Raw genomic sequence first — 13,336 nt, forward strand, 5'->3', positions numbered from 1 at the left:
CGGTTTAAGGTTTCAGTTACTGAATCGACAGTTCATCCAGGGTATATGCCTTGTCGCGCGACGCCGTTTGTTCGCGGATCGTCTTCACGTCAGCGGGGCGAACCGGCGGTGAATTAGTGAATTCGTGCCGCACGTAGCTAAGCACCGAAGCGATCCATTCATCGTCGTTGTCCTTCATCGAAGGCATTTCCGTTGGATAACTGTTACCTTCAATCGGCCCCGACAAACCATGCAGCAGAATGCGCACCGACGCCTGCGTGTTATTCCGGTTCAACCTGCGCGAACCGTTGAGCGGTGGCGCGGTCTTGCTCGTCAGGCCTTTCCCATCCGCGCCGTGGCAGGTAGCGCAAAGCGATTTGTAGATCACCGAGCCATTCATGACCAATGTACGATCCGGCCCGTCGAGCCGCCCTAGCTTCATCCCGAATTTCTTGGCATCCTCATTCTTTTCCACGCTCCGTTGCGCGCGGGCGAGCACTTCCGCACCGTTTGCATGTTTTACAATATCACCTGCCAATGCCCTCGCTTTCGGCGATTCGCTTGTGCCCAACGAGAATATCAGCTGCATCCGCACATCGGCTACCGGATCGGCTTTCAATGCCGCCAGTGTTTCGATCATCGCATCGTTCTTTTTCAGATAAGGCTCCGTCATGCGAACGGCCGCTTTACGTATCTCAAAATCGCTGTCTTTCAATGCACGAGCAATGGTACTTTGGTCCAATGCATTCAACCCTTCGAGCGTCCATAATGCGTGCAGCCGTGCGAGTGCCGACGGCGATTTGATCGCCTCGTTACTTTCACCCGTCGCGATCGCTTTCAGTAACGGTACTACCGATTGATCATTGCGGACTACCAGTTCTTTCTGCGCATTATCCCGCCACCAGCCATTCGGATGGCCCAGGTATGCTACCAACCGTTGCGAACTCTCGTCCAGCATTTTGGGCTTTGGCCCCGGCGCCATACCGTCGTGTACAAGGCGGTAAATGCGGCCGTGCTGAATGTTTTTATCCAAACCCAATCGCTTGATCTGCGGGCGCAGGTAGCTTTTTGGACCTGTCCAGTTGCCTTCCTGAATGATCCCGCGGTTCATATCGACAATGTAAAGGCAGCCATCCGGCCCGGTGTACATATTCACCGCCCGGAAATTCATATCCGTAGACGCGATGAACTCTTCCTTTTGATAAGCGTTTTCGAGGGTAATCTTGCCATTCTTGTTGGTCACTTTCGCACGGCGAATAAGCCGTCCAACCGGCTCGCTGATGAGCAGATCGCCTTGCAGATCCACCGGAAGTTTATCCCCACGGAATACTACCTGCCCGCAGCTGGCAGTGAAATGGTTCAGCGTGGTGTCGGGGCGCAGACGTTTCAGGCCACCTTCCACATCCGGCGTCTTGATAATCGGCCAAACTTCATTGAACTCCTCTTTGTACTGGTCTGCAAACTCCATTCGACCATAAATCGGGTTAATCTGGAAGCCTAATGCAGGCGTTTCACCACCCGCCGAAGAAAAGTACAAGCGCCCGTAATTATCATGGGTAAGCCCCCACTGCCCGCTCGAACCGCTTGGAATGGAGTCGGGTTTCAAAACACCATTGGTATACCGGAAACGCACGGCGTCTACGGCCATATAAATCCAGTTATCGACGTTCCAATCGAGGCCGCTGCGCTGGTGTTCCAGGTTTCCGGGTGCCTTTTTGTCCGGTGTGTAAACCGGGCGTTTTTCATCGGCTACACCGTCTTTGTTGTTGTCCTTGTAGCTGTAAACATTGTAGGTATCCGTCTCATTGACAAGCAATTCATTGCCGACACACAGCAACATTCTGGGTAGGAGCATTTTATCGATAAACACCGAGCTCTTATCCATTTTGCCGTCGTTGTTGGTGTCTTCGAGCAGCATTACCCGGCTTGTAGGCGCGTGCTCGTCCGTACCCTCCACGTCCTGCATGTACGTGTTGAGCTCGGCTACGTACATGCGCGCGTTACCGTCCCAGGCGATGGCCACCGGTTCGTGGATCATCGGCTCGCTGGCGACCAGTTCGAGGTGGTAACCTTTGGGCAATTTGAAAGTTTTAATGCTCTGCTCCGGCGTAAGGTGCGTGGGCGACGGATTGTCGGTGAATGCGGGAATAGCGCTCACTGATGCGTCGGTGGTGCGCAGCATGTCGCTTTTGGAACCGTTCTGCCTCGATACCTGGCAGGTAACCAGCGTAGCGGCCAGTATCCCGGCGATCCATATTTTCTTGTTCATGGTGATAGGTTTAAAGGGTTAGGATTAGCGGGTAAATGTATACGTCTTTCCCTGCTCGGTTTTGAAATCGTACAATGCTGTTTCTGGCAATTTCGAAGGGGCCATTTTTGCGGCCGGAGAAACGATCGGTTTGGGAATATCGAGCATTTGGTAGAATGGATTGCTGTTCTGGCTACCATCGGCGGCGAGCGCTAATGCATTACCTTTCAAGGCATTAGGGAGTCGCAACCGGCAATTTCCACCCAGATTTGATTTGATCACCAATTTGGAAACTTCCCCTTCTTTCCATTCCAATGTCACTATTTCAAATCCTCCGCGTGCCCGCAAGCCGCTGATCGAGCCGTTTTTCCAACTGTCGGGAAGGGCCGGGAGGAGATGAATGGCACCGTCGTGGCTTTGCATGAGCATTTCGGCAATGCCCGCGGTGCAGCCGAAGTTACCGTCGATCTGGAATGGCGGGTGCGCGTCGAAAAGGTTGGTGTATGTTCCGCCGCCGCCTTTTTTATCAGGTGCATTGACGGGTGATAGTTGGTCGGTAATGAGTTTATATGCGCGATTTCCGTCGAGCAGGCGCGCCCACCAGTTCACTTTCCAGCCCATCGACCAGCCGGTAGAAACATCGCCGCGGTGTTCGAGCGAGGTTCTTGCAGCACTAAACAATTCCGGCGTGCGGTAGGCAGAAAGCTGATGTGAAGGATACAACCCATACAAATGCGAAATGTGACGGTGCTTGTCCTCGGGACTGTCGAGGTCTTCGAGCCATTCCTGCAACTGCCCGAACTTCCCTACCTGCATCGGAGGCAGCTGCGCGCGCTTGGTTTTCAATGTTTTTACAAAATCCGCATCCGTTCCGAGAGTTTCCGCGGCACGGATCGTAGCTGTAAAAATATCGTACACGATCTGGTTATCCATCGTGTTCCCCGCTCCGATCGTCGTTTTCGAACGAATTGCCGGTGCATTTTCCGGCGACATGCCGGGCACGACTACCAGCCATTTGTGCGTCGGCTCCGGCACGAGGAAATCGACAAAAAACTGCGCCGAACCTTTCAAAGCCGGGTACACCGATTTGAGATACTCCTTGTCACCCGAGTAGGAATATTTCTCCCACAAATGCGTGCTCAGCCAGGCGCCGCCCATCGGCCACATGGCGTAGAAAATCGGGTCTACCGGGCCGGTAATGCGCCACAAATCGGTATTATGATGTGCCAGCCAGCCTTTTGCCCCGTACATTACCCGCGCCGTTTCCTGCCCGGTCACCGACAATTCCTTCACCATTTGTACCAATGGCTCATGCAGCTCCGTCAGATTAGTGACTTCTGCCGGCCAGTAATTCATTTCGGTATTAATGTTGATCGTATACTTGCTACCCCAGGGCGGGTTCATTTCCTGGTTCCAGATGCCCTGCAAGTTGGCTGGTTGCCCGACGGGCATTCCGTTACCGCCCGGCTGCGAAGAAGATATCAGCAAATACCTTCCGAACTGGAAATACAATGCCACCAGTTGGGGGTCATCACCCGAAGCAAACTTTACAATCCGCTCGTCGGTAGGCCATTTTGCAGCCTCCGACGTCCCTAAATCGAGTTTTACGCGATTGAAATAATGTTGATAAGCAACAATGTGGCTCTTGAGAATGGTGGCAAATGGCTTCGCCGCCGCTTTACTCAGATATTGGTCCGCTTTGGCACGCGCGTCGGCCGTCAGCGTTTTATAATCCACAAAGTTGGTAGCGATGGAAATGTAGATCGTCGCCGCATTGGCCTTACTTACCGTCAGCGAGGTGTCACCCGCGCTCAACTGCCCGCCCTCGGGCGCCACCAGCACATGCGCTCGAAACGCAACCTGCCCTTTGATACCCTCCTTATCCCCGGTCACACCCGCGAAAACCAACTTCCCTCCTTTCTCCATCGTCCTTTCTCCCTTCTGAGGGCTGTTCAAAAAAGAGGTAAATGTCAATTTCCCAGGCTTATCGGCCGTCAGTCGTATTGCGATGACCTCATCAGGTACCGAAGCAATCACCTGCCGGGTATATTTTACACCATCAACCGTGTATGAGGTTGTAATTACAGCCCTCTCTATATCCAGTTCACGATAATAGTCCGTGAATTTCTCATGGCCCGGGAAGTCGATATTCAGATTACCGACGGGCTGGTACATCATCCCGTTTGTCGTTTTCGACTCGATTTTTTCGGCGGCGAGTTTAGCGGCTTCGTTGTGCTTACCTTCGAAGATGAGCTTGCGCACCTCGGGCAATGCGGCGAGGGCATTGGGGTTATCGTTCCGGTTGGGGCCACCAGCCCACACGGTCGATTCGTTGAGTTTGAGAACCTCTCTTTCGGGATTACCATACACCATTGCACCCAACCGGCCATTCCCGACAGGCAATGCGTCGGTCCAGGTATTTCCGGCTGGCTTTTGGTACCAGAGCTTTAATGCGCCCCGCGTGGAGACGCCCGGCGTAGCGACGCCCGGCGTAGCGATGCCCGGCGTCTGTGCAAAAGATTGATTGGTAAAAACAAAGAGGGTCAGGCTTAGGAATAGGCGTTTCATGAAAAATGTGTTGTTGTCCTTTGCGTTAAGAGGACACAAACCGGGATTTTTAATGCTTTGGGTTATTAAAGTTTGGTTAACCGGGAAATGACCGCTGCACAAACACGGCTTTGGCTTGCACCGCTACTGGTCGTCAGGCTAACGGATGGGCAAATTAGGCGGTTGGGATTAACAGGGGTATTAATAAAAGCTTAACGGGGTGGGGAATTGTGAAAAAGGATCTTTGGAAGATAAAAAATCGACCCTAATCTGGAAACTGCAACAGCTATCTTTTCGAACTGCTGGTCGCTCTGCCAAAAATGTAACCGAGCGCAGTACCTGCGAAAGCGAGTGCTTTCGAGCCGCTTTCTGACAAGAAATGCACAGCATCGGGATTTGCTTTCGCTGTAATGAGGCAAGCCACGTATATGCCCAAACCTAATAGTACGGATAGAAGTGCGATGAATGTTTGGGTATTCCGCCCATCGCCGAAGAATTTGCCGAGCGTTCCCATGTCCTTCTCTTTCATCACCTGCTCATGGTGGTACCGCTCCCGCGTGAGTTCGAGTTGCAGATTGTGGGCGCTTTTTAATGTATCGTCAAAATCAGGGTCGTCCATCTCTATTTCGACAATCCCTTCCCGCTTCGCCCTGCGTCGATCAAGCGCCATACTCAAACGATATGCGGTACCGGATTACAGGAACGGAGACGGCAAAAAGCGCCGAAAGGTGTTCGGGCGAGAGCTCCTTCCAATATTTGTCAAGCATGAAGCGGGGCACCAGCAAGTTAGCAGCAAAAGAGTTAGCCTCCATTTCAATGGGATCGTCGCCATTGTTATCTCCCCGCAGCAGCACCTGGTAATCGGAAGATTTCGCCCATTCGGTGTGTAACAACTTATGCCCGAGCTCGTGAGCAATTGTGAATGTCTGCCTGAGAGGAAACTCATTCTTGTTCACGTAAATCGTTTCATCATCGAAATCATAGAAACCGGAAATCGAGTCATACTCCGGGGTAAATCCCACAAACATGACTCTTACCCCGAGTTGCTGCGCGATATCCGCCGGATTGACCGGTGGCTCCAACAGTCCAAACTCATTCAGAATTCGGGCAGCTTCTCCTTTGGCTTTAAAGTAGTCAGGCCTCGACGAAATATTACAGATTGAACTAACCATGGTTATAAATAATTAGTACCTAAATTGCCTTATCCACACCTAAGTTATCACATTTGATCCGGGATTTTACAGTCAAAAAGCCACCAATTTTCAAACGGTAGGCCTTTTCCTCCCATCCGCGGATTTGAATTATCAGGTAACATTTTTTTCTGCGCTCCTCACCCCAACCGCCCAATCTTCTCCGCCAACAACCGCCTGTCCGCCCGCGACCTGGCGAGCGCAAGTGCCGTATTGAAACATTCCAATGCCTTCACATCGTCAATCCCCAGATACAACTCCCCCAGCAGCGAATGGTATAAATGGTTATCGGCCAGGTTAAGCTTCTCGGCTTCGCGGATGGCTTCGGGTTTTGAGCGGGCTTTGGCGAGGGCGTAGGTGCGGTTCAGGGCGGCGATCGGGGAATATTCGAGGATGAGCAATTCATTATAGTATTGGAGAATGTGCTCCCATTTTTCCGGTGTGTCGGCTTTGATGGTATGCCAGTAGCCGATCGCGGCTTCGAGGTGGTAGCGGGAAAGCTGCCGCCCCACGGAGGCCCGGTTAAGGTAATATTCGCCGCGGCTGATGAGCGCTGCGTCCCAGAGGCTATCGTCCTGGTCCTGGTAGAGCACGGTTTCGCCCTCGGGGTTGGTCCGTGCCTCGAAGCGGGAGGCGTGGAAACACATTAGCGCAAGCAATGCATTGGCGGGCGGCCTGTCGGTGCAGGGGTTTTCGAGGAGCATTTTGGTAAGCCACATGGCTTCGATGCAGACGTCCTTTCGCAGCGTTACATCCTTTCCGGCCGAGTAGAAGCCTTCGTTGAAGAGCAGGTACAAGGTTTTTAACACCGCGTCCAGCCTGGCTTCAATGTCGCTTTCGGCGGGAAACTCCATTTTCACCTGCTCGGTACGCAGTTTTTCACGGGCCCGGTAAAGTCGTTTGTTGATAGTTTCCTTGTTGGTCAGGAATGCGCTCGCGATCTCGCCGATCCCGAAGCCACATAGCACGTTCAACGCCAGGCCGATCTGCGACTCCACGGGCAGCGACGGATGACAAATGGCGAACATCATTTGCAGCTGGCTGTCGGTAATGTTTTGCGTGGACAAATCAATATCGATTTCATCGCTCATCTGGCTGTCTCTGACCACCTTACCGCTGATTTTTTCCTTGAACAGCTTGTCGCGGCGCAGGTAGTCGAGTGTTTTGTTGCGCGCCACGGTGTATAGCCAAGCAACAGGATTGTCGGGCGCACCCTTCATTGCCCACATTTCGGATGCAAGCAAAAAAGTGTCGCTGGCAATGTCCTGGGCTATTTCTATGTGTTCCAAACCAAACGTCTTGCCCAATACCGCCGTGATTTTCCGGTATTCGGTCCTGAACAAATGGGGTATCAATTCCTGGTTTTTCATGGCCTCAAATTAAAAAAGCCTTTGCTGGTTACAAAGGCTTGGTAACATCCGGATTGCCAGTTACATCCGGTCGATTTCTCTCACTTCTACATTTCCGCCAAATAGCAGGATCGGGCACCCCTTCGCCATTTCGGTTGCTTCGTCCAGCGATTCGGCCCGCACCATCGTGTAGCCGCCTACCGATTCTTTCGTTTCGATATACGGTCCGTCGGTGACGACCTGCGAAGGTTTTACCACTTTCCCGGCGGGGTTCAGCCTGTTACCGCGCTCGACCAGCTTGCCTTGTGCGGCGATTCCCCCGATCCAATCCATCCATTTTTGCATACTCGCCTGCATTTCCTCAGGTGAGCGGTCGGTCAGCGTGGAAGGATCGTTTCTGAAAACAAACATGAAGTCTTTCATTTTGATATAAGGTTTAAGTTTTAAAGCCTGTTGACGAACAGCCGGCGGCGGTCTGGACAAAAGTTTAGATTTTTTTTCGGAAAAATTACATTTCCTGTCGAAGCCTGCATTTGCATTGGTACGATTGTTTAAAAGAGCGGCTTTGAAATTTTAATCAGATAACATTGCAAAACAGCGCTGAAATGGCCACACGCACGCATCCTAGGAAAAGACGTACCTTAAAAATCCTCATCGGGATATTGATCGCCATCGTGGTGATCAGGCTGGTACTGCCTTACGTTGTCCTTCATCTTGCCAACAAAAGCCTGGCGAATATGAATGGCTACTACGGCCATATCGACGACATCGACCTAGCCATAATCCGCGGGGCCTACAAAATCGACAGCATTTACATTAATAAGGAGGACAGTGTTACCCAAAAGCAAACGCCGTTTTTTGCCTCGAAGGAAATCGACCTTTCCGTGGAATGGAAGGCATTGTTCAAAGGCTCGATCGTGGGCGAACTGGTTTTCCAGCGGCCTTACCTGCTTTTTACCAAGGACAAAGTCGAGCCAAAAGAGGTGGTGAAGGACTCCGCCGATTTCCGCAAGATTCTCGATAAATTCATGCCACTGAGCATCAACCGCTGCGAACTGCGGGGCGGAGCGATCCAGTACAAGGATTTCAGCACCAAACCGAACGTCGACATTGCCCTGACCAACCTGAACCTCCTTGCCCAAAACCTGCGCAACAGTTACGATTCGGCCGCCGTGCTTCCTGCCAACATACATGCCACCGCTGAGGTGTATGAGGGCAAGCTTCGCTTCGATGCCAAGCTCAATCCGCTGGCCGATGCCCCTACTTTCGATATGAGCGCGGAACTGACCAACACCAATCTCGTAAAGTTGAACGACTTTTTCCAGGCGTATGCCAAAGTGGACGTCAACAAAGGCCGTTTCGGGCTTTACACGGAAGTGGCGGCGAAGGATGAAGAATTTAAGGGGTACGTGAAACCCGTGATCAAAGATCTGGATGTTTTGGGAAAAGAAGACCGGGACGACAACCTGCTGCGTAAACTTTGGGAGGCCGTTGCAGGCGGTGCAGGTAAGTTGTTTGAGAACAAAAATAAAGACCAGGTTGCGACCAAAGTACCGTTCCAGGGCCGGCTCGACGATCCTAAAACGAATGTATGGGTGGCCATCACGAATATTCTGCAAAATGCGTTCATCCACGCCATTCAGCCCTCAATCGATAATGAGATCAGCATCGCGTCGGTGAAAGAGGACAAAAAAGAGAAGAAGACCTTTTTTCAGAAGATCTTCTCCAAGGATGATGACAAAGGAAAGAAGGGTAAAAAAGAAAAGAAGAAGGACTGAGAAGCTATTTTTTCAACTGGTTTTCAAACAAAAACACCCCGTTTTTGTTCGCTATGACGATGTCCGGCCAGCGGTCGCCATTCATATCATGAACGGTAATGTTCAATCCCGCACCTGAATCGTTGTCGATCATATGCTCCTTGAAGTACGGCTCTTTTCCCGGTGTAATTTCGAAATAAAGTAAAATGGCCGGGTCGCTGTCGCCCGGGTCGCGGCCGTGATGCGCGAGGAAGCGCTTGCCGGTAATGTATTCCTTTTTGCCGTCGCCATTAAGGTCGGCCATGATGGACGAATGCGTCTGCGCGGTGGTGTTGCTGATCAAATGCGTCTTGAAATCGATCTTGCCGTCCGATGTTTTAAGCTGCTCATGCCACCAGATGCCTAATGCGTGCGCCGACGCGCTCACGACGTCATTTCTACCATCTCCATTGATGTCAAGCACCTGCATATGCGAACACGGTTCGCCGAGATTAGCCGGGTAAAAGTCCCAGTTGCCCGATTTATTATCCTTTTTACCTTTAAACCAGCCTTCCCTCACCACCACATCACCGATCCCGTCTTTATCTACATCACCATACCCAATGCCGTGGGAGAAATTCTCCGTACCCGCCACATTCTCCTTGCTCAACGGGAAGCGCTGCCACTGCGTTTCGCCCTTTTTAACTGGTGCCTTGAGCCAGATAACCTGCTTTTTGGCCGGGTCACCGCAAAGAATGTCGAGGCGCCCGTCGCCGTCCATATCAATGAAACCCGGCGACTCATTCGAAACACCCACCGAATCGGCGATGTAATGCTTTTGCCAGGCTCCGGGTTTGTTATGCGGATTTTCGAACCAGAATGCCGCTTTACCGGGGAAATCGACGATCACGACATCATCCCAGCCATCCAGGTTAACGTCCATGCCGAGATTCAGGAATGAATTGCTGTATTCTTTCCGCGGATCGAACACGCGGGACGGCGCGAGCTCATGCTTCGTCCAGGCCGGTGCTTCAAACCAATAATAGCCGGCAACGATATCCGTTTTACCATCCTTGTTCAAGTCTGCCACGGCAACACCTTCCGAAATGAAGTCGCCGGTGAGCTTTGTTTTCTTGAAACTGCCATCAGGTTGTGCGTAAATCGGTGCGGCACCAAGCACAAAAACCAGTGTTACCCAAACTTGAAACCCTTTTATACACATGATTATCTGTTAGTTAGATAAAAACAAATGACCATTTCGCACGAATTAACTTAAAAACAACAAATATGACATTCGTCATGTTTTGAAATAAAATACTTCGCGTATATTTGTAGTACTATTTCAAAGTTATACTCAACGTTATTAAAAAGGGCTTCTACATGAAGCCCTTTTTCCTTAGTGATTCATCGCCGTTCCGGTTGCGTGCTCCCCGTGATGTTCATGCAGGTTATCTGCCTTACCTACCTTGTTATAGTCTTTCAATACTTTTTTCGACTCCTCCGTCCCGATCGCCTCTACCCGCTGGATCATGTAAGGAAGCATTTTGGGGAATTTGGACTTCTCAGCCAGTTGCAATGCGCGTTTCGCATCGAGTGGCGCCAATGGCTCGGCGGCATACCATTCCATCAGCGGCAGGTTGTGATCGTCCTTGTCTTCGGCCTTCTGCACCAATGCGTCGAGCACCTCCCAGCGCTGTGAAGGGTCGAGCCGGAGCATTCCGGAGGTGAGGTACAGCCTTACCAGCTTGGAATTGTCCTTTTGCGCCATTTCTGCAAACTTTTTCAAGGTTTCGGGTGAAACGGATTTGTTTTCGGTCAAAAGCTGAACAGACCAGCTGCGAATGTATTCGCTTTCGTTCGAAAGCAAGTCGGCGAGTTCTTTCTCGGTAAGCCCTTTGGTCACGTGGAGCGTCCATAGTGCACGGAGCTTCCGGGTTTCGTCCGGGTTTTTCGCGAGGATCTCTTTCAATGCTTTGTGTACCTTTTTGTTAGGCCTGCGCTCCTGTAAAATGGTGCGTGCCTGGCGAACATACCATTCATTGGGATTCAATTGGTAGTTGACCAGCTCCATGTCCGACGCTTTGGACAAATCTACCTGCACCCATTTATCATTGTCGTGGGTGATCTTGAAAATCCGTCCCATGGTTTTGTTGTGAACATCCGGGTTGGGACTGTGGCATTGGTTTTTGTCGTACCAGTCGATTGCCCAAACGGAGCCGCTGGCGTCGTATTTGAAATTCAGCCATTGCGACCAGGAATCGTTCATCGCCATGAAATCGTTTTTGTGCGTTGCCTCATAGCCGGAGCCCGAGCGGGTCAGATGGTCCGTGTTGAGGCGTGCGCCGTTGATATTGTTCATGAAAATATCGTTGCGGTACTCCTTCGGCCAGCTGTTGCCGAGGTAAATCATCGCCCCCGCATGCGCGTGCCCGCCACCCGCGGACGCCGAGCGGAAGTTGCCTGCGTGCGGCCCGCGTTCGCCCACCCAATGCACGTGGTCGGCGATGGTTTTGATATCGTCGTAAGTATACGGATTGAAATGCTTGCCCGCCTGCCGCTGGTAGCGCGCGCCCTGGATAATGTGGTACATATGCGGGATCACGCACACGGTGATGAACGGGTGCCCGTAATCATTGAAATCGATGCCCCAGGGATTGCTTGAACCCTCCGCGAACACCTCGAACTTGTGCGTAGTGGGATGATAGCGCCACACGCCCGCATTGATCTTCGTCCGTTCCGAATCCGGCGCGCCGGGCTTGCCTACATTGGAATGCGTAAATACGCCGTGGGTACCGTAAAGCCAGCCGTCGGGCCCCCAGCGCAGGTTATTGAGTACTTCGTGGGTGTCTTCCAGTCCCCAGCCATCGAGCAATATTTGCGGCGGACCGGCGGGTTTGTCATTTTTGAAATCGGCAGGAATAAACAGCAAATGCGGCGCCGATCCGAGCCATACCCCGCCCATTCCGACTTCGATACCGGAGATGAGGTTGAGGTTTTCAGCAAAAACTTTACGCTTATCGAGCGTGCCGTCGCCATTCGTATCTTCAAAAATCAGGATTTTATCCCTACCCTGGCCTTCCGCGGCACGAATCGGGTAAGTATGGCCTTCTACGACCCAAAGCCTGCCCCGGTAATCCACGGTGAAGCTGATAGGCCTGATAATGTCCGGCTCAGCGGCGGCAAGTGTGACTTTGAAGCCCGCCGGAGGCGTCATAGCCTTGGCCGCTTCCGTTCCCGACAAACCTGCATTCAAAACAGGGTCCAGAGGCGGCAGGATAATGATATCCTTCTGTTTCAGCTCATTGGGGAAGTCTGGCCGGGATGGGTAGAACCGAAAATCATCGAAATTGATATGGGCCCATTTGTCGTTCGGAATGTAAGGGATTTGCGAGATACCTGTTTCATTATCGACGATGCGAATGAAAATCTCCTTGTTCAGGTAAGGTTGCAGGTCCACCACCGCAGGCTGCAAAGTTGCCCGGCCCTGGCCGGTAATATGGTAAACAACCTTATTATCGGCTGCCGTCACGATTTCCACACGCGTGTCCTGCAACGCGCCGCCCGAGACCCGGAATGCCGCGAATGGCTGCGTAACCTGGAAGGGCACGGAAGTCAGCGTGCCGGTCTGCTTGTGGTTGAGCGTACCGCCGCTGCTGAGGAAGTATTTTCCTTCGTAGCCAATATTCATTTCCTTTTCGTGGACCGGCGAAGGATCGGAGCTGAAAAGTGCGTTGGCAAATGCATCGCCTGTGGCCGTCCAGTTTTTCAGGTCGCCCGTTTCGAAACCCATGTTCAACGGCTGTCCGTCTTTCACCGGCAGTTGCCCGGCGACGGTTTCATTGGAGATAACACCTTCCACCACCTCGAAACTTCCCACCATACCCGCCGCGCGGTGCCCGGGCACGGAGCAGAAATAGGTATCGCTTTGTTCGGCTTTGAAAGTAATGCTCGTGCTGGTGCCTTTTTCGATGATCACTTTACTCTTGATACCGAGTTTTTCGAGGGCAATGTCGTGCGTCATGAGCTCGCCATTGGTAATGGTGATTCTCACACGGTCGCCTTTATTGGCCTTTAATGTGGGGTTCCGGGAGCCATCCTTGGCAAAAAAGCCTAGCATGGTCGCTTCGAGCGCATAGTCGCGGTCGAACTTCTCGGTAGTTTGTGTGGTCTTTGTTTGCTGCGCGAACGTATCCTGCGCCGGGACTGCCACCATGGCCAATGCCAGCGGGACGAGCATGTGTGTTAACCTGATCATCTGCATTTGTTTAGGAATTTCGGTTTCGAAAG

Annotated in this window: 9 protein-coding genes; 1 reads left to right on the forward strand and 8 read right to left on the reverse strand. The window is 52.0% G+C overall.

Annotated elements, in window-relative coordinates:
* Nucleotides 1-16 precede the first annotated feature (16 nt).
* From BLQ88_RS20840 to BLQ88_RS20865, 6 genes are all read right to left on the reverse strand, one after another.
* Nucleotides 17-2,248, reverse strand: a complete 2,232-nt coding sequence (locus tag BLQ88_RS20840) for a DUF7133 domain-containing protein (RefSeq protein WP_090154061.1) — start codon at nucleotides 2,246-2,248, stop codon at nucleotides 17-19.
* 24 nt (nucleotides 2,249-2,272) lie between these two features.
* On the reverse strand, nucleotides 2,273-4,795 hold the full coding sequence (locus BLQ88_RS20845; RefSeq protein WP_090154063.1) for a glycoside hydrolase family 95 protein: 2,523 nt from the start codon (nucleotides 4,793-4,795) through the stop codon (nucleotides 2,273-2,275).
* A 265-nt stretch (nucleotides 4,796-5,060) separates the two neighbouring features.
* The gene (locus tag BLQ88_RS20850) at nucleotides 5,061-5,444 is read right to left on the reverse strand and encodes a hypothetical protein (protein ID WP_143016896.1); all 384 of its coding nucleotides are present in this window, start codon (nucleotides 5,442-5,444) and stop codon (nucleotides 5,061-5,063) included.
* A complete protein-coding gene (locus BLQ88_RS20855; protein WP_090154066.1) occupies nucleotides 5,434-5,946 on the reverse strand; it encodes an ImmA/IrrE family metallo-endopeptidase in 513 nt (170 codons plus the stop codon). Before BLQ88_RS20855 ends, BLQ88_RS20850 begins: the two co-directional genes overlap by 11 nt.
* Nucleotides 5,947-6,104: 158 nt before the next feature.
* The gene (locus BLQ88_RS20860) at nucleotides 6,105-7,334 is read right to left on the reverse strand and encodes an RNA polymerase sigma factor (protein WP_090154068.1); all 1,230 of its coding nucleotides are present in this window, start codon (nucleotides 7,332-7,334) and stop codon (nucleotides 6,105-6,107) included.
* 60 nt (nucleotides 7,335-7,394) lie between these two features.
* Nucleotides 7,395-7,736, reverse strand: coding sequence for a YciI family protein (locus BLQ88_RS20865; RefSeq protein WP_090154070.1), 342 nt, complete (start codon nucleotides 7,734-7,736; stop codon nucleotides 7,395-7,397).
* Nucleotides 7,737-7,918: 182 nt separating this feature from the next.
* Between BLQ88_RS20865 and BLQ88_RS20870 the strand changes: the two genes are divergently transcribed.
* Entirely contained in the window at nucleotides 7,919-9,091 is a 1,173-nt protein-coding gene (locus BLQ88_RS20870; RefSeq protein ID WP_090154071.1) for a DUF748 domain-containing protein, read from the forward strand.
* Between the two features lie 4 nt (nucleotides 9,092-9,095).
* Here the strand turns inward: BLQ88_RS20870 and BLQ88_RS20875 are convergent, their stop codons facing one another.
* The gene (locus BLQ88_RS20875; RefSeq protein ID WP_090154073.1) at nucleotides 9,096-10,271 is read right to left on the reverse strand and encodes an FG-GAP repeat domain-containing protein; all 1,176 of its coding nucleotides are present in this window, start codon (nucleotides 10,269-10,271) and stop codon (nucleotides 9,096-9,098) included.
* A 174-nt stretch (nucleotides 10,272-10,445) separates the two neighbouring features.
* Nucleotides 10,446-13,310 carry a PVC-type heme-binding CxxCH protein gene (locus tag BLQ88_RS20880; protein WP_090154075.1) on the reverse strand — a complete coding sequence of 955 codons (2,865 nt, stop codon included), beginning with the start codon at nucleotides 13,308-13,310 and terminating at the stop codon, nucleotides 10,446-10,448.
* Nucleotides 13,311-13,336 lie beyond the last annotated feature (26 nt).

This window comes from Dyadobacter soli, from assembly GCF_900101885.1.
GTDB classification, from domain to species: domain Bacteria; phylum Bacteroidota; class Bacteroidia; order Cytophagales; family Spirosomataceae; genus Dyadobacter; species Dyadobacter soli.

Bases quoted from the DNA above. Each gene is read 5' to 3' on its own strand.
- BLQ88_RS20840 (WP_090154061.1), bottom strand. From the start codon at position 2,248: ATGAACAAGAAAATATGGATCGCCGGGATACTGGCCGCTACGCTGGTT.
- BLQ88_RS20845 (WP_090154063.1), bottom strand. From the start codon at position 4,795: ATGAAACGCCTATTCCTAAGCCTGACCCTCTTTGTTTTTACCAATCAA.
- BLQ88_RS20850 (WP_143016896.1), bottom strand. From the start codon at position 5,444: ATGGCGCTTGATCGACGCAGGGCGAAGCGGGAAGGGATTGTCGAAATA.
- BLQ88_RS20855 (WP_090154066.1), bottom strand. From the start codon at position 5,946: ATGGTTAGTTCAATCTGTAATATTTCGTCGAGGCCTGACTACTTTAAA.
- BLQ88_RS20860 (WP_090154068.1), bottom strand. From the start codon at position 7,334: ATGAAAAACCAGGAATTGATACCCCATTTGTTCAGGACCGAATACCGG.
- BLQ88_RS20865 (WP_090154070.1), bottom strand. From the start codon at position 7,736: ATGAAAGACTTCATGTTTGTTTTCAGAAACGATCCTTCCACGCTGACC.
- BLQ88_RS20870 (WP_090154071.1), top strand. From the start codon at position 7,919: ATGGCCACACGCACGCATCCTAGGAAAAGACGTACCTTAAAAATCCTC.
- BLQ88_RS20875 (WP_090154073.1), bottom strand. From the start codon at position 10,271: ATGTGTATAAAAGGGTTTCAAGTTTGGGTAACACTGGTTTTTGTGCTT.
- BLQ88_RS20880 (WP_090154075.1), bottom strand. From the start codon at position 13,310: ATGCAGATGATCAGGTTAACACACATGCTCGTCCCGCTGGCATTGGCC.